The 20,103-nt window shown below is 58.9% G+C and carries 21 protein-coding genes; 8 read left to right on the top strand and 13 right to left on the bottom strand.

Translation table 11 applies throughout. From position 1 onward, the window contains the following. Positions 1–185 precede the first annotated feature (185 nt). Positions 186–1,016: an FKBP-type peptidyl-prolyl cis-trans isomerase gene (fkpA, locus tag AC6I79_RS01655; RefSeq protein ID WP_021507456.1), complete on the bottom strand. Its 831-nt coding sequence runs from the start codon at positions 1,014–1,016 to the stop codon at positions 186–188. Between the two features lie 280 nt (positions 1,017–1,296). On the opposite strand from fkpA, the gene AC6I79_RS01650 reads away from it, so the two are divergent. Continuing rightward, entirely contained in the window at positions 1,297–1,515 is a 219-nt protein-coding gene (locus tag AC6I79_RS01650; RefSeq protein ID WP_010616434.1) for a SlyX family protein, read from the top strand. Between the two features lie 55 nt (positions 1,516–1,570). On the opposite strand, the gene slyD is transcribed toward AC6I79_RS01650, so the two are convergent. The 4 genes from slyD to kefG all read right to left on the bottom strand — a co-directional run bounded on the left by slyD (position 1,571) and on the right by kefG (position 4,922). Then, positions 1,571–2,134 (bottom strand): peptidylprolyl isomerase, encoded by a 564-nt coding sequence (gene slyD, locus AC6I79_RS01645; RefSeq protein ID WP_021507454.1) that lies wholly within the window; start codon positions 2,132–2,134, stop codon positions 1,571–1,573. A 195-nt stretch (positions 2,135–2,329) separates the two neighbouring features. Further along, positions 2,330–2,524, bottom strand: a complete 195-nt coding sequence (locus AC6I79_RS01640) for a YheV family putative zinc ribbon protein (protein WP_021507453.1) — start codon at positions 2,522–2,524, stop codon at positions 2,330–2,332. 44 nt (positions 2,525–2,568) lie between these two features. Beyond that, entirely contained in the window at positions 2,569–4,371 is a 1,803-nt protein-coding gene (gene kefB, locus AC6I79_RS01635; RefSeq protein ID WP_021507452.1) for a glutathione-regulated potassium-efflux system protein KefB, read from the bottom strand. Further along, positions 4,371–4,922: a glutathione-regulated potassium-efflux system ancillary protein KefG gene (gene kefG, locus AC6I79_RS01630; protein ID WP_021507451.1), complete on the bottom strand. Its 552-nt coding sequence runs from the start codon at positions 4,920–4,922 to the stop codon at positions 4,371–4,373. The genes kefB and kefG overlap by 1 nt, the downstream gene beginning before the upstream one ends. 114 nt (positions 4,923–5,036) lie before the next feature. Between kefG and AC6I79_RS01625 the strand changes: the two genes are divergently transcribed. Beyond that, a complete protein-coding gene (locus tag AC6I79_RS01625; protein ID WP_260642097.1) occupies positions 5,037–6,941 on the top strand; it encodes an ABC transporter ATP-binding protein in 1,905 nt (634 codons plus the stop codon). Between the two features lie 212 nt (positions 6,942–7,153). On the opposite strand, the gene tauD is transcribed toward AC6I79_RS01625, so the two are convergent. From tauD to tauA, 4 genes are read right to left on the bottom strand one after another with little or no spacing between them, the layout of a single operon-like run. Further along, positions 7,154–7,993, bottom strand: coding sequence for a taurine dioxygenase (gene tauD, locus AC6I79_RS01620; protein WP_021507449.1), 840 nt, complete (start codon positions 7,991–7,993; stop codon positions 7,154–7,156). Then, positions 7,990–8,820, bottom strand: a complete 831-nt coding sequence (tauC, locus tag AC6I79_RS01615; protein WP_021507448.1) for a taurine ABC transporter permease TauC — start codon at positions 8,818–8,820, stop codon at positions 7,990–7,992. The genes tauD and tauC overlap by 4 nt, the downstream gene beginning before the upstream one ends. After that, on the bottom strand, positions 8,817–9,584 hold the full coding sequence (gene tauB, locus AC6I79_RS01610) for a taurine ABC transporter ATP-binding subunit (RefSeq protein WP_021507447.1): 768 nt from the start codon (positions 9,582–9,584) through the stop codon (positions 8,817–8,819). Before tauB ends, tauC begins: the two co-directional genes overlap by 4 nt. A gap of 10 nt (positions 9,585–9,594) precedes the next feature. Beyond that, the gene (gene tauA, locus AC6I79_RS01605; protein WP_040679688.1) at positions 9,595–10,575 is read right to left on the bottom strand and encodes a taurine ABC transporter substrate-binding protein; all 981 of its coding nucleotides are present in this window, start codon (positions 10,573–10,575) and stop codon (positions 9,595–9,597) included. 235 nt (positions 10,576–10,810) lie between these two features. On the opposite strand from tauA, the gene AC6I79_RS01600 reads away from it, so the two are divergent. Next, positions 10,811–11,791, top strand: coding sequence for a LacI family DNA-binding transcriptional regulator (locus AC6I79_RS01600; RefSeq protein ID WP_021507445.1), 981 nt, complete (start codon positions 10,811–10,813; stop codon positions 11,789–11,791). Between the two features lies 1 nt (position 11,792). Here AC6I79_RS01600 and AC6I79_RS01595 read toward each other — a convergent pair whose 3' ends face one another. After that, the gene (locus tag AC6I79_RS01595) at positions 11,793–12,395 is read right to left on the bottom strand and encodes a LysE family translocator (RefSeq protein WP_238561425.1); all 603 of its coding nucleotides are present in this window, start codon (positions 12,393–12,395) and stop codon (positions 11,793–11,795) included. Positions 12,396–12,455: 60 nt separating this feature from the next. Here AC6I79_RS01595 and AC6I79_RS01590 point away from each other — a divergent pair, with 60 nt between their 5' ends. The 3 genes from AC6I79_RS01590 to AC6I79_RS01580 all read left to right on the top strand — a co-directional run bounded on the left by AC6I79_RS01590 (position 12,456) and on the right by AC6I79_RS01580 (position 14,624). Continuing rightward, on the top strand, positions 12,456–13,472 hold the full coding sequence (locus AC6I79_RS01590) for a hydrolase (protein ID WP_058759291.1): 1,017 nt from the start codon (positions 12,456–12,458) through the stop codon (positions 13,470–13,472). Between the two features lie 2 nt (positions 13,473–13,474). Then, the gene (locus AC6I79_RS01585; RefSeq protein WP_021507442.1) at positions 13,475–13,693 is read left to right on the top strand and encodes a YheU family protein; all 219 of its coding nucleotides are present in this window, start codon (positions 13,475–13,477) and stop codon (positions 13,691–13,693) included. Between the two features lie 61 nt (positions 13,694–13,754). Further along, a complete protein-coding gene (locus tag AC6I79_RS01580) occupies positions 13,755–14,624 on the top strand; it encodes a phosphoribulokinase (protein WP_021507441.1) in 870 nt (289 codons plus the stop codon). A 70-nt stretch (positions 14,625–14,694) separates the two neighbouring features. On the opposite strand, the gene AC6I79_RS01575 is transcribed toward AC6I79_RS01580, so the two are convergent. Then, entirely contained in the window at positions 14,695–15,099 is a 405-nt protein-coding gene (locus AC6I79_RS01575) for an OsmC family protein (RefSeq protein ID WP_150360737.1), read from the bottom strand. Positions 15,100–15,403: 304 nt separating this feature from the next. Here AC6I79_RS01575 and crp point away from each other — a divergent pair, with 304 nt between their 5' ends. Both crp and AC6I79_RS01565 read left to right on the top strand, forming a co-directional pair. Further along, complete coding sequence (crp, locus tag AC6I79_RS01570; RefSeq protein ID WP_000242755.1) at positions 15,404–16,036, top strand: cAMP-activated global transcriptional regulator CRP; 633 nt, start codon at positions 15,404–15,406, stop codon at positions 16,034–16,036. Between the two features lie 58 nt (positions 16,037–16,094). Next, positions 16,095–18,170, top strand: coding sequence for a YccS/YhfK family putative transporter (locus AC6I79_RS01565; protein ID WP_021507439.1), 2,076 nt, complete (start codon positions 16,095–16,097; stop codon positions 18,168–18,170). On the opposite strand, the gene argD is transcribed toward AC6I79_RS01565, so the two are convergent. Continuing rightward, the gene (gene argD, locus AC6I79_RS01560; protein ID WP_059012478.1) at positions 18,167–19,384 is read right to left on the bottom strand and encodes a bifunctional acetylornithine/succinyldiaminopimelate transaminase; all 1,218 of its coding nucleotides are present in this window, start codon (positions 19,382–19,384) and stop codon (positions 18,167–18,169) included. The genes AC6I79_RS01565 and argD overlap by 4 nt on opposite strands. Before the next feature lie 87 nt (positions 19,385–19,471). After that, the gene (locus AC6I79_RS01555) at positions 19,472–20,047 is read right to left on the bottom strand and encodes an aminodeoxychorismate synthase component II (protein WP_136545565.1); all 576 of its coding nucleotides are present in this window, start codon (positions 20,045–20,047) and stop codon (positions 19,472–19,474) included. Between the last annotated feature and the right edge of the window lie 56 nt (positions 20,048–20,103).

Raw genomic sequence — 20,103 nt, 5'->3', positions numbered from 1 at the left:
GAAGACATTACCCTAAATGGCTGGAGCCTGTCTCGACAGCATTGGGGCAGACTCATCTTATGATCATTGTGCAGGCGCTAGTCTGGCAAATGTCGCCGTTTTTAGCCAGAGCTTTACTCATCGCGCCGCAAATTCAGGATGAGCGAAAACAAAACCGCCGCCCGAAGGCGGCGGTGCAAGTCAGCTTACTGCGCTTTCTTGTCAGCAGCGGCCGGAGCCTGCGCTTTCTCATCGGCTTTCGGCGCCGGCTTGATGTCGAGCAGTTCAACATCGAACACCAGCGTTGAGTTGGCCGGAATACCCGGCACGCCGTTTTTGCCGTAAGCCAGGTTCGGTGGGATCACCAGCTTGATCTTACCGCCTTTCTTCACGTGCTTCAGACCTTCGGTCCAGCCCGGGATTACGCCGTCCAGACGGAACGACAGCGGCTCGCCGCGCGTGTAAGAGTTGTCGAACTCAGTGCCGTCAATCAGCGTACCTTTGTAGTTAACCACCACGGTATCGCTGTCTTTCGGGGTTTCACCGCTGCCCTCTTTCTCTACCTGATACAGCAGGCCAGATTCGGTTTTCTTCACGCCCTTCTCTTTGGCGAACTTGTCCGCGTAAGCGGTGCCTTTGTCGGCATTCTCTTTCGCGTCTTTTTCCATCTTCGCCTGAGCGGCCCCTTTCACGCGGCCTTCAAACGCCTGCAGCGTCTGCTCAATCTCTTCGTCAGACAGCTTGCTCTTGCCGCCAAACGCATCCTGAACACCGGCAATCAGCTGGTCTTTGTCCAGTTTGATACCCAGTTTCTCCTGCTCCTTCAGAGAGTTGTCCATGTAGCGACCCAGGGAGGCGCCCAGCGCATAGGCTGACTGCTGGTCTTCGTTTTTGAAGGCAGCATTTTTCGGCGCCTGTGGCGCAGCCTGCGCTGCGTCAGCCGGTGCCGCAGTGGTTTCTGCTGCCATTGCCAGCGGTGCATTCAGCGCGACGGCCATGGTGGTAGCTAACAATGTGACTTTAAACAGTGATTTCATCCTTTCTCCAAAACCGAAGCTTCAAAACCTCGGGAATCATTGCGGACAGTGGCCCACACTATAACTTTACGTGGCAGTGGCGAACACTCCCACAGTGTAATTACCCGGTCAACCTCCGACCTTTTTTGCTTCAGGAAGTTTCATCAGAGATATAGGCGCAACGCGGGAATTCAATGCATACGCCAGACCGAAGGTGAAATATCAGGTGATTCTGACACGAAAGACCGTAGAATCACGCCCGACAAGATCAACGCGCAGCACCGTGACAGGAGGAGTGATGATGCAACAACCAGAATGGGATCAACGCCTTGAGGCGCTGGAGAGCAAGCTGGCTTTCCAGGAACATACCATTGAGCAGCTCAATCAGACGGTGGTTCAGCACGAGCTGGAAATGAGTAAACTGCGTGAGCAGGTGCGTCTGCTGGTGGATAAAGTGAAGGCCGCCGCCCCGTCCATGGTCGCTTCGCAAGCGGAAGAGACCCCGCCGCCGCACTATTAATATCGCGTGCTTTGCTGCCCAATAAAAAGGCCACCCGCAGGTGGCCTTTTTACGCTTAGTGGTTGCAGCCGCAACCACCGTGGCCGCCGCAGCCGCCGTGACCGTGCTCATGATCGTGACCATGGTCGTGGTCGTGGTCATGATGATGGCCGTCAGCGCCATGAACGTGGCCGTGAGCGATCTCTTCTTCCGTGGCTTCACGGATAGCAACCACTTCCACATTGAAGTTCAGGTTCTGACCCGCCAGCATGTGGTTACCGTCAACCACCACGTGCTCATCTTCCACTTCGGTGATCTCGACCGGCACCGGGCCCTGGTCGGTTTCTGCCAGGAAGCGCATGCCAACCTGCAGCTCGTCAACGCCCATGAACACGTCTTTCGGTACACGCTGCACCAGGTTGTCATCGTACTGGCCGTACGCGTCGTTTGCCGGGATATGCACGTCAAACTTGTCGCCGACCGCGTGATTTTCCAGCGCTTTTTCCAGACCAGAAATCAGGGAACCATGACCGTGCAGATAATCCAACGGCGCACTCACCGGTGACTCGTCAACCAACACACCGTCTTCGGTACGAACCTGATACGCCAGGCTCACCACCAGGTCTTTTGCTACTTTCATGATATCTCCTAACCGTTGAGAACAAAGAATCCCGTCTCATTGGTCTATTCTCGCGTGCAATAACCAACCAGAAAGGTTCAGTACTGAGGATGCCAACAGTGCTGTTGGACCATACTGCTCAGCGTTAATGGCGCCGATTGTAGCGGAATTCAATACCGCTGTAAGGCTAAGCTTAAAAAAAGCTGCGCCATCGCGCTACTCCGGATGAAAAATGCCAATCACTTGCTCAGTGCTGCGAACCTGATCGCGCGCCTGCTTGTCCGCCTCACGCATCTGGTGGCCGCACTTCACGCACTCCACCACATCGACATTGTTTTCACGCCACATCGCCAGCGTGTCTTTCTCCTGACAGTGCGGACAAACCGCACCGGCAATAAAACGTTTACGCATAGTCTTTCCTGCCCGTTATCAGAACGGATACGTTAAGTGTAGCCCTACTCATCATCCCAGCCGTCAAACTGCCGTTTTTCATGCTGCATTTCACGCTGGAAAATGTCCTCCAGCTCGCGTCGCGCCTCACGCACGCGTGAAACCTGCACGCTGTCGTCGTGGCTCGGCACCAGTTCACGCAGCATGCGCATATCCAGCCGGCGGAAGTGCTGCTGCGCGCGCTGCGCCTGATGCGGATGCATGCCCAGTGATATCAGCGCTTTGCGGCCTAACTCCAGCGCACTGGAGAAGGTTTCACGCGAGAACAGCGTGACGCCCGCCTGCAGCAGCTCATGCGCCTCGACACGACCGCGCGCCCGCGCCAGGATCTCCAGTTGCGGGAAGTGCTGCTGGCACAAGTGCACGATGGTCATCGAATCTTCCGGATCGTTACAGGTGATGACAATCGACTGCGCATTCTCCGCCCCGGCGGCACGCAGTAGCTCGAGCTCAGTGGCATCGCCATAGTAAACCTTGTAGCCATATTTGCGCATCAGGCTGACCGCCGAGATATCGCGCTCCAGCACGGTGATGCGCTTGTTGTTGGCCATCAGCAAACGCCCGACCACCTGACCAAAACGGCCAAAGCCCACCACAATCACCTGAGGCTGATCGTCCTCGACAAACGGCTTTTCGCCGTCCTCTTCCGGTTCGTTAAAGCGGCGCGCCAGAATCTTATCCACGCCCTGCATCAGCAGCGGCGTGGTCATCATCGACAGCGTCACCGTGACCAGCAGCAGCGGCAGCTGATCGCCGCTGAACAGTTTTGCCGACGACGCCGCCGAAAACAGCACGAAGGCGAATTCACCGCCCTGACTCAGCACGCCGGCAAACTGCAGACGCTCCGAACTGCGCAGGCCATAAATGCGCGCCAGCACATAGAGCACCAGCGTTTTCACCGCCACCAGCAGCACCACGCCGATCAGAATTTCGAGGATGTGGGTATAAAGCACGCCGAGGTTGAGCGCCATGCCCACCGAAATAAAGAACAGCCCGAGCAGCAGCCCTTTAAACGGCTCAATGGCAACTTCCAGTTCGTGGCGATACTCACTCTCTGCCAGCAGAATACCGGCGATGAACGTCCCCAGCGCCATCGACAGGCCCAGCGCATCCATAAACAGCGCCGAACCGAGCACCAGCAGCAGCGAGGCGGCGGTAAACACTTCCCGCACGCCGGACGCGGCGATGAAACGGAAAATCGGCCGCAGCAAATAGCGTCCGCCCACCAGCATACCGGCGAATGCCAGCACCTTCATGCCCACCTTGAGCCAGTCGACATGGCCACTGTCGCTGCCGGCCAGCAGCGGTACCAGCGCCAGCGCCGGAATCACCGCCAGGTCCTGGAACAGCAGCACCGAGAAGCCCAGCTGCCCCGCTTCGCTACGGTTCATGCCTTTGTCGCGCATCAGCTGCAGCGCCATGGCGGTCGAGGACATCGCCAGGCCGATACCGCCAATCACCGCGGCCTGCCAGCTGAAGTCGGTCAGCCACAGCAGCACGCCGAGGATCGCTGCCGAAACCAGCACCTGCGCGGCACCGACGCCAAAAATAGAGCGCCGCAGCGCCCACAGCTTGGCCGGGTTCAGCTCCAGCCCGATGATAAACATCAGGAACACCACGCCAAGCTCCGAGAAGTGCAGAATCTCGTCCACATCGCTGATGAAGCCCAGCCCCCACGGGCCAATGGCGATACCGGCCAGCAGATAGCCCAGCACCGCACCAATGCCGAGCCGGGCGGCAATCGGCACCACCAGCACCGCCGCCACCAGATAAATCACGCCGGCGGTGAGTAACGTTTCGCCTTGCATCACACTCCTCCGTTCGGCAGCGGTGACGCCAGCCAGTCGCCATAGGCGCGCGCAAAATTGCGCAGCACCTCGGGTGTCTGACGACGCGCCCAGTAAATCACCATCGGCGTCAGCCAGTGCATGCGACACATCTGCGCCGTCAGCTCAAACGGTCGCATAATGTCGCTCATCGGGTAGCGATTGAGGCCGCTGTGGTGATACGCCGTCTCCGGCTCACCGGTCGTGACCACGCTGCGCCAGTATTTACCTTCCAGCGCATTACCGTCCTGGCCGCTGGCAAAGCCGCGCGACAGCACGCGATCCAGCCACTCTTTCAGCAGTGCCGGACAGCTATAGGTATAAAGTGGATGCTGAAACACCACGATTTGATGGTCGCGCAGCAGTTGCTGCTCGTAATGAATATCAATAAAGAAATCCGGATAGTGGGCGTATAAATCGTGCACCGTGACGTGGTCCAGTTCCATAGCCGACTGCAGCAAAACCCGATTAGCAATCGAATCCTGTGATTCCGGATGGGCGTAAAGCAGCAATATTTTGGGCGGCTGCGACATCGTTCCCCTCCAAAGCGTCGTCACCGCGGCGGAATTCCGCTACCATGCTCGACGCAACAAACATTATCGAATTATGTTGCCGATAAATTAACATATTCTGACGATACGGCGCTTATGATTGTCTTTTCCGCATTACAAATCCGTCGCGGCACTAATGTGCTGCTGGATAACGCAACGGCCACCATTAACCCGGGGCAAAAAGTCGGCCTGGTGGGTAAAAACGGCTGCGGTAAATCCACGCTGCTGTCACTGCTGAAGGGTGAAATCAGCAGCGATGCCGGCAACGTCACCTTCCCCGGCAACTGGGCGCTGGCGTGGGTGAATCAGGAAACCCCGGCGCTGAGTAAAGCCGCGCTGGAATATGTTATCGACGGCGACCGCGAATATCGTCAGCTCGAATCCGAATTAGCGGCAGCTAATGCGCGCGACGATGGCAACGCCATTGCGCTGCTGCACGGCAAGCTGGACGCTATTCAGGCGTGGAGCATACACGCACGCGCCGCCAGTCTGCTGCACGGATTGGGCTTCAGCCAGGAACAATTAATGCGGCCGGTGAGCGACTTCTCCGGCGGCTGGCGTATGCGTCTCAACCTTGCTCAGGCACTGGTATGCCGTTCCGACCTGCTGCTGCTCGATGAACCGACCAACCACCTCGATCTCGACGCGGTGATCTGGCTGGAGCGCTGGCTGAAGAGCTATACCGGCACGCTGATCCTGATCTCGCACGACCGCGACTTCCTCGACCCGGTGGTGGACAAAATCATCCATATCGAACAGCAGACGATGTTCGAATACACCGGCAACTACAGCTCGTTCGAGCGCCAGCGCGTGGCCAAACTGGCGCAGCAGCAGGCGCTGTACCAGAGCCAGCAGGAAAAAGTCACCCACCTGCAAAAGTACATCGATCGCTTCCGCGCGCAGGCTACCAAAGCCAAACAGGCGCAGAGCCGCATCAAGATGCTGGAGCGCATGGAGCTGATTGCCCCGGCGCACGTCGATAACCCGTTCAGCTTCAGCTTCCGCGCGCCGGAGAGTCTGCCTAACCCAATCCTGAAAATGGAGCAGGTTTCAGCGGGGTACGGTGAGCGGGTGATTCTGGATGCCATCAAACTCAACCTGGTGCCGGGTTCACGCATCGGCCTGCTGGGGCGTAACGGTGCCGGTAAATCCACGCTGATCAAACTGCTGGCAGGCGAGCTGGAGCCGCTGGCGGGCAAAGTGGGTCTGGCGAAAGGGATCAAACTGGGTTACTTCGCGCAGCATCAGCTTGAGTATCTGCGCGCCGATGAGTCGCCGCTGCAGCATCTGGCGCGCATCGCCCCGAAAACGCTGGAGCAGCAGCTGCGTGACTACCTGGGCGGCTTTGGTTTCCAGGGCGATAAAGTCAGCGAAGCCACCGAGCGTTTCTCCGGCGGCGAGAAAGCGCGACTGGTGCTGGCGCTGATCGTCTGGCAGCGGCCGAATCTGCTGCTGCTCGACGAACCAACCAACCACCTCGATTTGGATATGCGCCAGGCGCTGACCGAAGCGCTGATCGACTTTGAAGGCGCACTGGTGGTGGTGTCGCACGATCGTCATCTTCTGCGTTCGACCACCGACGATCTTTACCTGGTGCACGACCGCAAAGTGGATGTGTTCGATGGCGATCTGGATGATTATCAGCAGTGGCTGAGCGACCTGCAGAAGCAGGAAACGCAGCAGGATGCCGCGCCAAAGCAGGACAACGCCAACAGCGCGCAGTCCCGCAAAGATCAAAAGCGCCGCGACGCCGAACTGCGCGCGCAGACGCAGCCGCTGCGCAAAGAGATCGAAAAGCTGGAGAAGCAGATGGCCAAATGGCAGACGCAGCTCAGCGAAGCCGAAGCACAGCTGGCCGACAGCGCCATTTACGAGCAAAACCGTAAGGCCGATTTAACCGCCGCCCTGCAGCGCCAGGCGGAGAGCAAATCGGCGCTGGAAGAGGTCGAAATGGCGTGGCTGGAGGCGCAGGAGCAGCTGGAGCAGATGCTCGCGGGGTAAAGGTGCGCGATGAGGTCATAGAGGGTGCGCGATGATGCCCTCACTCTGACCCTCTCCCATAGGGAGAGGGAATAAACCTTACTCCCGCGCTGGAACAGCCTCCTCCCACAGGAGAGGGAACAAACCTTAATCCGCCTTACCTGCTACGCACCGTCGGCCCCCTCTCCCGCTGGCGGGAGAGGGTTGGGGTGAGGGCAATCAACGCTCCGAAATCACACCGGCACATCCCCTAACACCGTCGCGCGATGCATCACGCGCCGCGCCGGATAATAATCCGCGTTGGCATAATGCTGCGTCACGCGGTTATCCCAGATTGCCACGTCATTCGGCTGCCAGCGCCAGCGCACCTGAAACTCCGGCTTGGTGGCGTGCGCAAACAGATAGCCCAGCAGCGCCTCGCTCTCCTTCTCGCTTACGCCCAGCAGCCTGGTGGTAAAACCTTCATTAACAAACAGCGCCTTGCGTCCACTCACCGGATGGGTGCGGATCACCGGATGCTGCACCGGCGGATGCTTCGCCACGGCCTGCTGCCAGCGCTGATGCTCCTCTTCCGTCTTACGGTACTTATACTCCTGGAACGATTTCTTAAAGTCGTGTTCCGCCTGCAGGCCACTCAGCAGCTGTTTGAACGGCTCTGACAGCGCCTCGTAAGCGGCAATTCCGCTGGTCCACAGCGTATCGCCACCGCTCTCCGGCAGCAGCTTTGAGGCCAGAATGGCGATCGCCGGCGGCGTCTGAATAAAGGTGACGTCGGTATGCCAGTTATCGTTGTCCGGCGGATTATCCTGATGCGTATCCAGCACGATAATCTCTTCCACGCCTTCGGCATGCGGATAAACCGGATGAATGTGCAAATCGCCGAAGCGGATCGCCAGCGCGCGCTGCTGCTCCGGCGTAATGCGCTGATCGCGCAGAAACAGCACCTGGTGACGCAACAGACCGTGATAAAGCTGCTCAAACTGCGCGTCACTCAGCGGACGGCTGAGATCGACATCGCTGACCTGCGCCCCGATATACGGACCCAGCGCGGTAAAATTCACTCGTTCGTTCATTGCTGTTCTCCATTCCAGGGCGTCAGTCGGCGCTGTAGCGCACGTAAACCCAGTTCTAAACTAAAGGCAATCAGGGCGATCACCGCGATGCCCGCCAGCACCACATCGGTGGCGAGAAACTCCCCAGCCGACTGCACCATAAAGCCCAGTCCGCGCGTCGCGGCAATCAGTTCGGCCGCCACCAGCGTGGACCAGCCCACGCCCAGGCCGATGCGCAGACCGGTGAGAATCTCCGGCAACGCTCCGGGCAGAATGACAAAACGCAGCAGCTGCCCGCGCGTCGCCCCCAGCGCCTGAGCCGCGCGGATCCGCACCTGCTGCGTATTCTTCACGCCGGCCAGGGTGGATAAAGTCACCGGCGCGAAAATTGCCAGATAAATCAGTAAAATCTTTGAGGTTTCGCCAATGCCAAACCAAATCACCATCAGCGGCAAATAGGCCAGCGGCGGTACCGGTCGATAGAGTTCAATCAGCGGATCGAGCAGCCCGCGCACCGCCGGGCTAAGCCCCATGGCAATGCCCACCGGAATGCCGATCAGCGCGGCAAAGAACAGCGCCACCAGCATGCGCGTCAGGCTGGCACCAAGGTGCTGCCATAGCGTGGCATCCATAAAGCCCTGCGGACCGGCAATAACCAGCAGCTTATGCAGCACCTGCTGTGGTGGCGGCAGGAACAAGGGCGCAATCAGCCCCAGCGCGGTCACGCCCCACCACAGCAGCAGCAGCACGGCCACGCTCAGCAGGCTCAGCGACAGCTGGCGGGAAAACGGCCAGCGCAGGCGACGAACGCGGGACGTCCGGCGCTTGTCATCAATAACGGCACTCATACAAACGCCTCCCGCTGCGCGAATACCTGGTTCAGGACATACTCACGTCGTTCGATAAATGCCGGATCGGATTTGATGCTGCGGCACGGCTCGCCCGCGGCGAAGCGCTGACCAAAGTCGAGCTTCAGCCGCTCCACCACGCGACCCGGACCCGGCGACAGCAGCACCAGTTCGCTGGCGAGAAAGACGGCTTCTTCGATGTCATGGGTGATCAGCAGAATCTGCTTGCCGGTATCGCGCCATAACGTCAGCAGCAGCGTCTGCATCTGCTCGCGCGTGAAGGCATCCAGCGCACCGAACGGCTCATCTAACAGCAGCAGCTGCGGATCAGCGGCCAGCGCACGGGCAATCCCCACGCGCTGACGCTGACCCCCAGAGAGCTGCCAGATAAAACGCTTTTCTGCGCCCTCGAGCCCGACCTTACGGATCAGACGGCGGGCGATCGCGTGCCGTTCAGCTTTTGCCATGCCCGCCAGCTGCAGGCCGAACGCCACGTTATCGATGACGTTACGCCACGGTAGTAGCCCTTCGTTCTGAAAGACCACGCCGCGCTCTGCGCCCGGTCCGCGTACCGGCTTGCCATCCAACGTGATACTGCCGGACTCCAGCGGCAGAAAGCCGGCGATCAAGTTCAGCAGCGTGGTTTTGCCACAGCCGGACGGCCCCAGCACCACCAGCAATTCGCGGCTGGCCAGCTGCAGATTGATATCCTGCAGCGCCGGTTGCCCGGCGTAACGTGCGTTGAGATGGGTGATGCTGAGCATAAGGCCTCCGTTATTTGGCTAAGGGGGCAACAAAGCGCGTGGTGACAAAGCTGCTGTAGTCACTGGCGGCATCCGGCACTTTGCCCTGCTCTTTCAGAAACTGTGCGGTATCGACAATCGCCTTGTTGACTGGTTTGCCCAGCTGTTCCACCTGCTGCTGCGCCGTCAGGTAGGTGTTGCCTTTCACCAGTCCGGGAACGTCACTTTCCGGCACGCCGCTCAGGCGCGACAGCTTGCTGAGGTTATCCGGCTGCTGCAGCCACTGTTCCGGATTGGCGATATAGGCCTGCTGCGCGGCAATCGCGCTGCGGGCGAAAGCGGTGACCACTTCAGGATGCTGCCGGGCAAAATCCTTGCGCACCACCCAGACGTCGAGCGTCGGTGAGCCCCACTGCCCGACCTGCGACGAGTCGGTCAGCACCTTGCCGTCTTTCTCCAGTTCATTGACGGCGGGTGCCCAGACATAGGCGCCGTCGATATCACCGCGCTGCCAGGCAGCAATGATCGCCGGTGGCTGCAGATTAACCAGTTGCACCTGGGTCGGTTTGATGCCCCAGTGTTTCAGCGCAGCCAGCAGGCTGTAATGGGTGGTGGAGATGAAGGGAACAGCAATGCGTTTGCCGATCAAATCTTTGGGTGAGCTGATGCCTTTTTTCACCACCAGCGCTTCAGAATTGCCCAGCTGTGAAGCCAGCAGGAAAGCTTCAATCGGCAGCTGCTGCGTGGCAGCCACCGCCAGCGGGCTGGAACCGATGTTGCCAATTTGCACATCGCCCGAGGCTAACGCACGCAGGACGCTGGCGCCGCTGTCGAATTTGCGCCAGTCAACCGTGGCACCGCTCTCTTTGGCAAAGGTATTGTCAGCCTGCGCCACTTTGGCCGGTTCCGCCGACGTCTGATAAGCCACGGTCACATTGACCGCCTGCGCCTGAAAGGTCATCAGCGCTAACGCGGCTGCTACCGCGCTTATTGTTTTGGTTACTGCCATCATCATGCACCCCAATGTTGAGTCGTGACGGCAGTGTCGCCAGCAGCAATGATTTCATAAAGGAATTAAAAATTATCCCTAATAAAAATCGGTTCTTAGATCAACATCGGGTAACGCTATGCAAAAAGTGCAAATACAAAACCGCTGGTGTGGAAGAAATATGTCAGGCGCTCACATGCCGACTGTGGTATTGATCTCGTCTTGATTTTTTCCCCCTTTTACAGCGGTACTGGCCTCCATGTCGATTGAGAAAGTTGCGCGCCTCGCGGGCGTGTCGAAAGCCACGGTTTCACGGGTGTTAAACCAGCATCCTGGCGTCCGGCCAGATACGCGTAAACGGGTGCTGGCCGCAATTAATGTGTGCGAATACCAGCCCAACCTGCTGGCGCGCCAGCTGCGTACCGCGCAAAGCAACATGTTGCTGGTGCTGATTTCCGATATCACCAATCCGTTCTGTTCACGGGTGGTGCAGGGCATCGAGGCGGAGGCCGAAGCGCACGGCTATCACATCCTGTTATGTAATTCCGCGTCACAGCTGCGGCGCGAAACCGCCTATCTGGCACTGCTGGCCGGCAAAGTGGTGGATGGGGTGATCACCATGGACGCCGCGGCCTGCCTGCAGGGACTGAAAGAGTTGATTGGTGATGCGCCGTGGGTGCAGTGTGCGGAGTACGATCCCTCGGTTAACGCCTCCAGCGTCACCATCGATAACCGTCAGGCGGCCTATGACACGGTGCATTATCTGGCCGGCAAAGGGCGTCAGCGCATTGCGCTGGTCAACTGTGATATGCGCTATCTCTATTCGCACCAGCGCGAAAGCGGCTATCGCGACGCCATCACGCAGCTGGGGCTTGACTGGCACGGCGTCGCTTACGCCAGCGACATCTCCTGCGAAGCGGGCAGCGCGGCGCTGCGCGAACTGCTAACGCAGCCAGAGCGGCCGGATGCGGTGTTTGCGGTATCAGACGTGCTGGCGGTTGGCGTGATTCACGCTGCTCTGGAGGCCGGACTGCGCGTGCCAGAGGATCTGGCGGTGGTCGGCTTTGACGGCATTCCGTTCACCAGCAGCATCAACCCGCCGCTGACCACCATTGCCCAGCCGATGAACCAGATGGGTGCCCGCAGCGTGCAGCTGCTGCTGGCGCGCATCCGTCAGCGCCAGGCGGCAGTGGTGCATGAAGTGCTGCCATGGACGCGTATTGAGCGCGCCTCCAGCTGACTCAGTGCCAGATCAACAGCACGCAGGCTGCGGTCAGCGCACCCATGGCGAGGTTGAAGATTTTCCACGCGCGCGGGCTGCGCAGTAACCGGCCAATCAGCGAGCCGAAACCCATCCAGATCACGCCGGAAACCACGTTCACCAGCGCCATACCGATGCTGATCGCCACCACGGAATGCAGATAGGCGCTGCCGGCAAGGCTAAAGCTGGCGACCGCACCCAGCGCCATCAGCCAGGCTTTCGGGTTGATCAGTTGCAGTAACCCGCCCTGCCAGAAAGGCATCTGCTTCACGCTGGCATCGTCGGTCTCCAGCGTTTCGTATTCGGCGGTGGCAATTTTCCACGCCAGCCACAGCAGGTAGAGGCTACCGGCCACTTTCAGTACCAGATGCAGTGAGGGATAGAGCAGAATCAGGCTGCCGATGCCAAACGCCACCATCAGCAACATAATCTGCATACCAATCATGATACCAATCAGCAGTGGAAAGGTGCGCAGGAAGCCAAAATTAGCACCTGAGGCGGTAAGTAACATATTATTGGGCCCTGGCGTGATGGCCGCGACCCAGAGAAAGCCCAGCATTGATAAAAAAAGACTCAGTTCCATGTATATTCGGGTGCTCCTCACCCAGAAAAGCGAACAACCCATCGAAGCTATCAGCGAGTTATGCATCAGACAAGTACTATCCCAGGCTATTTTGATCGCCCGAGCGGCGAGCGCTTTACCCCGCTGCGCGGCTTCGGCAATGCGCATCTGCAAACGCTGCTGCCGCGCCTGCTGCGCCGGCGCGTCACGCTGCGCCCGCACTGGCAGCGCCTCGATCTGCCGGACGGCGACTTCGTCGATCTGGCGTGGAGCGAAGATCCGGCACAGGCACGTCACAAGCCGCGCATGGTGCTGTTCCACGGGCTGGAAGGCAGTTTCCGCAGCCCGTATGCCCATGGGCTGATGCAGGCGTGTCAGGCGCGCGGCTGGCTGGCGGTGATCATGCATTTCCGCGGCTGCAGCGGCGAGCCTAACCGCCTGCAGCGCATCTATCACTCCGGTGAAACTGAAGATGCCACCTATTTTCTGCACTGGCTGCAGCGCGAATGGGGCACGGTGCCGACTGCGGCGGTCGGCGTTTCGCTTGGCGGCAATATGCTGGCCTGTCTGCTGGGGCTGCAGGGCACGTCGGCCCCGCTGGATGCCGCGGTCGCCATTTCCGCGCCGCTGGCGCTGGAGCCGTGCAGCCAGAAGCTGGACGTGGGCTTTTCACGCTTTTATCAGCACTACCTGCTGACCCAGCTGAAGAAAAACGCCACGCGCAAACTGCGCGCCTGGCCGGGCACGCTGCCGGTCGATCTGACGCAGCTGCGCGCCTTCCGCCGGCTGCGTGAGTTTGATGATGCGATTACCGCCCGCGCCCACGGTTTTATTGATGCGCGCGACTATTATCAGCGCGCCAGCGCCATGCCATTGCTGACCGGCGTGCGCAAGCCGCTGCTGATCATCCATGCTAAAGACGATCCCTTCATGACCGATGCGGTGATCCCGCAGCCGCAGCAGTTGTCTGCCACAATTGAGTATCAGCTGACGCAGCAAGGTGGTCACGTCGGCTTCGTGGGCGGCAGCCTGCTGCGACCCAAAATGTGGCTGGAGCAGCGCGTGCCGGACTGGCTCTCAACTTATCTGGATATGTAATTGTGATTATTCCCTGGCAAGAACTCGACCCGACAACGCTGGAAAACCTGATAGAAAGTTTTGTGCTGCGTGAAGGCACCGATTATGGCGAGCAGGAGCGCAGCCTGACGCAGAAAGTGGCCGACGTGCGCCGCCAGCTCGAGCAGGGCGAAGTGGTACTGGTGTGGTCAGAATTGCATGAATCGGTCAATATTATGCCGCGGCGGGAATTTCGCGGCTGATGCGTCAGGCGGCAATTCGTGGTAACAATGCTCATCGCCGGACTTCACAGGGAGCGCTGTTATGTCAGCCAGGCATCCAGTCATAGCCGTTACCGGTTCCAGCGGCGCCGGAACCACCACCACCAGTCTCGCCTTCCGTAAAATTTTCCAGCAGCTGGATCTGCACGCGGCGGAAGTAGAAGGCGACAGTTTCCATCGCTATACCCGTCCGGAAATGGACATGGCGATTCGTAAGGCGCGCGACCTCGGGCGTCACATCAGCTACTTTGGCCCGGAAGCCAACGACTTCGGCCTGCTGGAGCAGACTTTCCGCGACTACGGTCAGAGCGGACTCGGCCAGTCGCGCAAATATCTGCACACCTACGATGAAGCGGTGCCGTGGAATCAGGTGCCAGGCACCTTTACACCCTGGCAGCCGCTGCCGGAAAACACCGATGTGCTGTTCTATGAAGGCCTGCACGGCGGCGTGGTGACGCAGCAGCATAACGTGGCGGAACATGTCGATCTGCTGGTTGGCGTGGTACCGATTGTTAATCTGGAGTGGATTCAGAAACTGGTGCGCGACACCAGCGAGCGCGGCCATTCGCGCGAAGCGGTGATGGATTCGGTGGTGCGTTCGATGGAAGACTACATCAACTACATCACGCCGCAGTTTTCCCGCACGCACCTCAACTTCCAGCGCGTGCCGACCGTGGATACCTCGAACCCGTTTGCCGCGCGTGAAATCCCGTCGCTGGATGAGAGCTTTGTGGTGATCCATTTTCGCGGCCTGGAGGGCATCGCTTTTCCTTATTTACTGGCGATGATCCAGGGCTCGTTTATTTCCCACATGAATACGCTGGTGGTGCCGGGCGGCAAGATGGGACTGGCGATGGAGTTGATCATGACGCCGCTGGTGCAGCGGTTGATTGAAGGAAAACGCATTGAATAGCGCAGGTTAACGCGCCAGTTTCGCCGGGAGGAGCTGAGATCGGGAGCGCAGGGCCGCGCTCCCGGCTGGATTACAGTTCGACGACTTCGTAGCTGTGCGTTATCTCGACGCCCTTGCCCAGCATGATCGCCACCGAGCAGTACTTCTCCGCGGACAGATCCACCGCGCGCGCCACCACTTTATCGCTCAGCGCTTTGCCGCTGACAATAAAATGCAGATTGATATGCGTAAAAATGCGTGGCGCTTCTTCGCGGCGTTCCGAGGTCAGTTTGACTTCACAGTCGGCGACATCGTTGCGCCCCTTTTGCAGAATCGACACCACGTCAATCGCGCTGCAGCCGCCCGCAGCCATCAACACCATCTCCATCGGGCTGGGCGCTTTATCACCGGAATTGCCGTCCATTAATACCTGATGACCGGATGAGGATTCTCCGAGAAAGGTCAGCCCTTCCACCCATTTCACTCGTGCCTGCATTATTCTTTCTCCTGAAGCGGCGGTTTTGCCGCCAGAGTACGCTTTCACCTGACAAACAGCAATGCAGACGCATCCCCCACCTGCTGAAGCGAGACAACAGGAGACAGGTTGCAAAAGCTATGCTACAAACAGTGCTGAAAATATTTTCGTCACGAAAGACGAAAGCGGGACGAATCAAAAGCATCGCTTACGAATCCACCCCCGAATAACTGTCCCTCACGGGAAACGCTGGACGATTTCACCGCCTGACAGGGAAAACTGCCCCCTGTATTTTGGGCACGATTACAACAGAGGATAATAGCGAATGGTTCTCGGCAAACCGCAAACAGACCCTACACTCGAATGGTTCCTGTCCCATTGCCATATTCACAAATATCCATCCAAAAGCACCCTCATCCATCAGGGTGAGAAAGCGGAAACGCTGTACTACATCGTGAAAGGTTCCGTCGCGGTACTGATTAAAGATGAAGAAGGCAAAGAGATGATACTCTCCTACCTCAATCAGGGGGATTTCATCGGTGAGCTCGGCCTGTTTGAAGAGGGCCAGGAGCGTAGCGCCTGGGTACGTGCGAAAACCGCCTGCGAAGTGGCTGAAATTTCCTACAAAAAATTCCGTCAGCTGATTCAGGTCAATCCGGATATTTTAATGCGCCTGTCGGCGCAGATGGCGCGTCGCCTGCAGGTAACATCTGAAAAAGTCGGCAACCTTGCCTTCCTCGATGTGACCGGCCGTATCGCGCAAACGCTGCTCAACCTGGCGAAACAGCCTGATGCCATGACCCACCCGGACGGTATGCAGATCAAAATCACCCGTCAGGAGATTGGTCAGATCGTGGGCTGCTCACGCGAAACCGTGGGTCGTATCCTGAAAATGCTGGAAGATCAGAACCTGATCTCTGCACACGGCAAAACCATCGTCGTTTACGGCACCCGCTGATTTCTTCTCACCTACGGCGTGATGGCAACATCGCGCCGTTTCTGTTTACGATGAGCTGATGTGGCGTCGAATCATCTATCATCCGGAAGTTAACTATGCGCTGCGGCAAACGCTGGTGCTGTGCCTGCCTGTGGCGCTCGGCTGGCTGTTTGGCGATCTGCAAAAAGGGCTGCTGTTCTCCCTGGTGCCGGCCTGCTGCAACATCGCCGGTCTGGATACGCCACACAAGCGGTTCTTCAAACGGCTGATTGTCGGCGGCGCACTGTTCGCCAGCGGCAGTTTTCTGATTCAGTACCTCACGGCTTACGCTGTGCCGCTGCCGCTGATTCTGCTGGTGTTGCCGCTGTTGGTGGGCGTGACCGGTGAAATCAGCCCGCTGCATGGTCGTTTGCTGCCCGGCACGCTGATCGCCGCCATCTTTACCTTAAGCCTCGTCGGCCGTATGCCGATGTGGGTCCCGCCGCTGCTGTATATCGGCGGGACGCTGTGGTACGGGCTGTTTAACTGGTTCTGGTTCTGGCTGTGGAAAGAGCAGCCGATGCGCGAGACCCTCAGCCTGCTGTACCGCGAGCTGGCCGATTACTGCGACGCCAAATACACCCTGCTGACGCAGCTGACCGATCCGGAAAAAGCGCTGCCGCCGCTACTGGCGCGCCAGCAGAAAGCGGTCGATCTGATCACCACCTGCTACCAGCAGATGCATATGCTGTCCGCCAGCCGTGATAACAGCCATAAACGCCTGACGCGCGCTTTCCAGGTCGCGCTCGATCTGCAGGAACATATCTCGGTCAGCCTGCACCAGCCGGAAGAGGTGCAAAAGCTGGTGGAGCAGAGCCACGCCGAGGCGGTGATCCGCTGGAACGCGAAAATCATTTCGGCACGGCTGCGCGTGCTGGCCGATGCCATTCTCTATCACCAGCTGCCGGAACGCTTCCACATGGAGAAGCCGCTCGGCGCGCTGGAGAAAATTGCCCGGCAGCACCCGGATAATCCGGTCGGTAATTTCTGCCTCTACCATTTCAGCCGCATCGCCCGCGTGCTGCGCACGCAGAAGCCACTGTACACCCGCGACCTGATGGCCGATCGCCAGCGCCGCCTGCCGCTGCTGCCGGCGCTGCGCAGCTACCTGTCGCTGAAATCTGCCGCGCTGCGGACGGCGGCGCGCTTCGCGGTGATGCTAATGTTCGGCAGCGCGCTGGCGCTGTTCTTCAATATTCCCAAGCCTTACTGGATTCTGATGACCATCATGTTTGTCAGCCAGAACGGCTACAGCGCCACGCGCGTGCGCATTCAGCACCGGGCGCTCGGCACCTTCGCCGGCTTGCTGATCGCCGCGGCGTCGCTGCGCTTTGCTGTTCCGGAGTCGATTGCCCTGCTGACCATGCTGGTCATCACGCTCGCCAGCTATCTGATCACGCGTAAATATTATGGCTGGTCGATGATTGGCTTTACGGTGACGGCGGTGTATTCGCTGCAGCTGCTGTCACTGAATGGCGCGCAGTTCCTGCTGCCACGCATGATGGATACGCTGATGGGCTGCCTGATTGCCTTCGCCGGTATGATCTGGCTATGGCCGCAGTGGCAGAGCGGGCTGCTGCGCAATAATGCGCACGATGCGCTGGAGGCTTATCAGGAGGCGCTGCGCCTGCTGCTCGGTCCGGAGCAGGCGCCGGAGAAGCTGGCGTATCAGCGCGTCAAGGTTAACCAGGCGCACAACGCGCTGTTTAACTCGCTCAACCAGGCGTCCACCGAACCGGGCTTTAACTTTCAGTATCTGAAAGATATGCGCCTGTGGGTGACTCACAGCCAGTTTATCGTCGAGCACATCAACGCCATGACCATTCTGGCGCGCGAGCACACCATGCTGACGCCAAAGCTGGCGGAGCGCTATTTGCAGTCCTGTGAAATCGCGCTGCAGCGCTGTCAGCAGCGGCTGGCTTACGACGGGCCGGGCAACGACAGCAATATTCTGGAAGCGCCGGAGAATCTGAATGAGGGGCCGGTGACGATTGTCGAACAGCATGTGAAGCGCATTCTGCAGCACCTCAATGTGATGCACACCATTTCTTCACTGGCGTGGAGCCAGCGCCCGCATCACGGCCGCTGGCTCAGCGTGCTGAAGCCGAAAGGTTAGTTCAGGACTTTCGCGATCGCCCGGGCAAAGCGCGCCATGCCTTCTGCGATATCGGTCGGCTCAATCACCAGCGACGGCACAAAGCGAATCACATCGCTGCCGGCGGTCAGTACCATCAGGCCTTCAGCGGCGGAAGCGTTGAGGATATCGCGCGCTTTGCTGGCGTGCTGCGCGTTGAGTACGGCACCCAGCAGCAGCCCTTTGCCCCGAATTTCACTGAAGATGTCGAACTGCTCATTGATTTTCTGCAGCGCCGAGACAAACTGCTCACGGCGCGCGTCGACACCATTCAGTACCTCGGGCGTATTGATGATATCCAGCGCGGTTTCGGCAATCGCACAGGCCAGCGGGTTGCCGCCGTAGGTGGTGCCGTGCACGCCCGGCGCCATCACCGAGGCGATTTCATGGGTGGTCAGCATCGCGCTCACCGGGAAACCGCCGCCCAGCGCTTTAGCGGTGGTGATGATATCTGGCTTGATACCATAGTGTTCGTAAGCAAACAGCTTACCGCTGCGGCCCATGCCGCTCTGCACTTCATCCAGCACCAGCAGCGCGTTGTGCTGATCGCACAGCGCACGCAATCCCTGCATGAATTCCGGCGTTGCCGGCATCACGCCGCCTTCCCCCTGAATCGGCTCCACCACAATCGCGCAGGTGTGGTCGTCAATTACCGCCTTCACCGCGGCCAGATCGTTAAACGGCACATGGACGATATCCGCCGGCTTCGGGCCAAAGCCATCGGAGTATTTCGGCTGACCGCCCACCGAGACGGTGAACAGCGTGCGGCCGTGGAAGGCGTTGTGGAAAGCGATAATTTTGCTTTTGAACGGGCTGTGCTTTTTGCAGGCGTAGTAGCGCGCCAGTTTGAACGCCGCTTCGTTCGCTTCGGCACCGGAGTTACCGAAGAATACCCGCTCGGCGAAGGTCGCCGCGATCAGTTTACTGGCGAGGCGCAGTGCCGGCTCATTGGTGAACACGTTACTGGTGTGCCACAGGGTTTCGCCCTGGCTTTTCAGCGTTTCCACCAGCGCCGGATGACAATGGCCAAGCGCGGTGACCGCGATACCACCGGAGAAGTCGATATACTCTTTGCCCTGCTGATCCCACACGCGGCTGCCTTTGCCTTTGACCGGCACAAACTGCGCAGGTGCATAAACAGGCAAAATAACGTTATCGAACGTTTCCCGGCTTACCGCTAGATTTTCCGCTGCCATTGATGACCTCATCGGGTTATTTGTTGAGCTGATGTGAAATTATAATCACAAAATATGCATAAAAAATCATGCGATGGCAAACGGAAGTTACGTATTGAGGAAATTCGCCAGCAGCTGATGCCCCTGCTCGCTGAGAATGCTCTCCGGATGGAACTGCACGCCCTCGAGCGGCAGCGTACGATGGCGGAAGCCCATGATCTCATCGGCAACGCCGTCGCGCAGGCTCCAGGCGGTGACTTCAAACTCCGGCGGCAGCGTGTCGTGCGCCACAATCAGCGAGTGATAGCGCGTCACGGTCAGCGGATTATTCAGGTTGCGGAACACACCCTGGCCGGTGTGCTGCACCGCAGAGGTTTTGCCGTGCATCACCTGGCGCGCGCGCACCACCTGTGCGCCGTAGGCCTGGGCGATGGCCTGATGGCCCAGGCATACCCCGAGAACCGGCAACCGTCCGGCAAAGTGGCGAATGGCTTCGAGCGAAATGCCGGACTGATCCGGCGTACAGGGGCCCGGCGAGATCACCAGATGACTCAGCGGCAGCGCTGTCATCTCTTCCAGCGTCATCGCATCGTTGCGCACCACGCGCACCTGCGCGCCCAGTTCACAGAAGTACTGGTAGAGATTCCAGGTAAAGGAGTCGTAGTTATCAATTAGCAGCAGCATACATTACAGATGAATTGAGTGGGTGCTGTCGGTAGGCGACAAGCAAGAAAGGTCGC

It is taken from the genome of gamma proteobacterium symbiont of Scutellera amethystina (genome assembly GCF_059730845.1).
Note: the sequence above shows the minus strand (reverse complement) of the source record. Positions and strands in the feature narration are given on the sequence as shown.

Excerpts from the sequence above, each read along its gene's own strand:
- argD (WP_059012478.1), bottom strand. The coding sequence starts at position 19,384 with ATGGCAGCGGAAAATCTAGCGGTAAGCCGGGAAACGTTCGATAACGTT.
- tauB (WP_021507447.1), bottom strand. The coding sequence starts at position 9,584 with ATGCTCAGCATCACCCATCTCAACGCACGTTACGCCGGGCAACCGGCG.
- tauC (WP_021507448.1), bottom strand. The coding sequence starts at position 8,820 with ATGAGTGCCGTTATTGATGACAAGCGCCGGACGTCCCGCGTTCGTCGC.
- tauD (WP_021507449.1), bottom strand. The coding sequence starts at position 7,993 with ATGAACGAACGAGTGAATTTTACCGCGCTGGGTCCGTATATCGGGGCG.
- AC6I79_RS01650 (WP_010616434.1), top strand. The coding sequence starts at position 1,297 with ATGCAACAACCAGAATGGGATCAACGCCTTGAGGCGCTGGAGAGCAAG.
- AC6I79_RS01595 (WP_238561425.1), bottom strand. The coding sequence starts at position 12,395 with ATGGAACTGAGTCTTTTTTTATCAATGCTGGGCTTTCTCTGGGTCGCG.
- fkpA (WP_021507456.1), bottom strand. The coding sequence starts at position 1,016 with ATGAAATCACTGTTTAAAGTCACATTGTTAGCTACCACCATGGCCGTC.
- crp (WP_000242755.1), top strand. The coding sequence starts at position 15,404 with ATGGTTCTCGGCAAACCGCAAACAGACCCTACACTCGAATGGTTCCTG.
- slyD (WP_021507454.1), bottom strand. The coding sequence starts at position 2,134 with ATGAAAGTAGCAAAAGACCTGGTGGTGAGCCTGGCGTATCAGGTTCGT.
- kefG (WP_021507451.1), bottom strand. The coding sequence starts at position 4,922 with ATGTCGCAGCCGCCCAAAATATTGCTGCTTTACGCCCATCCGGAATCA.
- tauA (WP_040679688.1), bottom strand. The coding sequence starts at position 10,575 with ATGATGGCAGTAACCAAAACAATAAGCGCGGTAGCAGCCGCGTTAGCG.
- AC6I79_RS01565 (WP_021507439.1), top strand. The coding sequence starts at position 16,095 with ATGTGGCGTCGAATCATCTATCATCCGGAAGTTAACTATGCGCTGCGG.
- AC6I79_RS01575 (WP_150360737.1), bottom strand. The coding sequence starts at position 15,099 with ATGCAGGCACGAGTGAAATGGGTGGAAGGGCTGACCTTTCTCGGAGAA.
- AC6I79_RS01625 (WP_260642097.1), top strand. The coding sequence starts at position 5,037 with ATGATTGTCTTTTCCGCATTACAAATCCGTCGCGGCACTAATGTGCTG.
- AC6I79_RS01600 (WP_021507445.1), top strand. The coding sequence starts at position 10,811 with ATGTCGATTGAGAAAGTTGCGCGCCTCGCGGGCGTGTCGAAAGCCACG.
- kefB (WP_021507452.1), bottom strand. The coding sequence starts at position 4,371 with ATGCAAGGCGAAACGTTACTCACCGCCGGCGTGATTTATCTGGTGGCG.
- AC6I79_RS01640 (WP_021507453.1), bottom strand. The coding sequence starts at position 2,524 with ATGCGTAAACGTTTTATTGCCGGTGCGGTTTGTCCGCACTGTCAGGAG.
- AC6I79_RS01580 (WP_021507441.1), top strand. The coding sequence starts at position 13,755 with ATGTCAGCCAGGCATCCAGTCATAGCCGTTACCGGTTCCAGCGGCGCC.
- AC6I79_RS01590 (WP_058759291.1), top strand. The coding sequence starts at position 12,456 with ATGCATCAGACAAGTACTATCCCAGGCTATTTTGATCGCCCGAGCGGC.
- AC6I79_RS01555 (WP_136545565.1), bottom strand. The coding sequence starts at position 20,047 with ATGCTGCTGCTAATTGATAACTACGACTCCTTTACCTGGAATCTCTAC.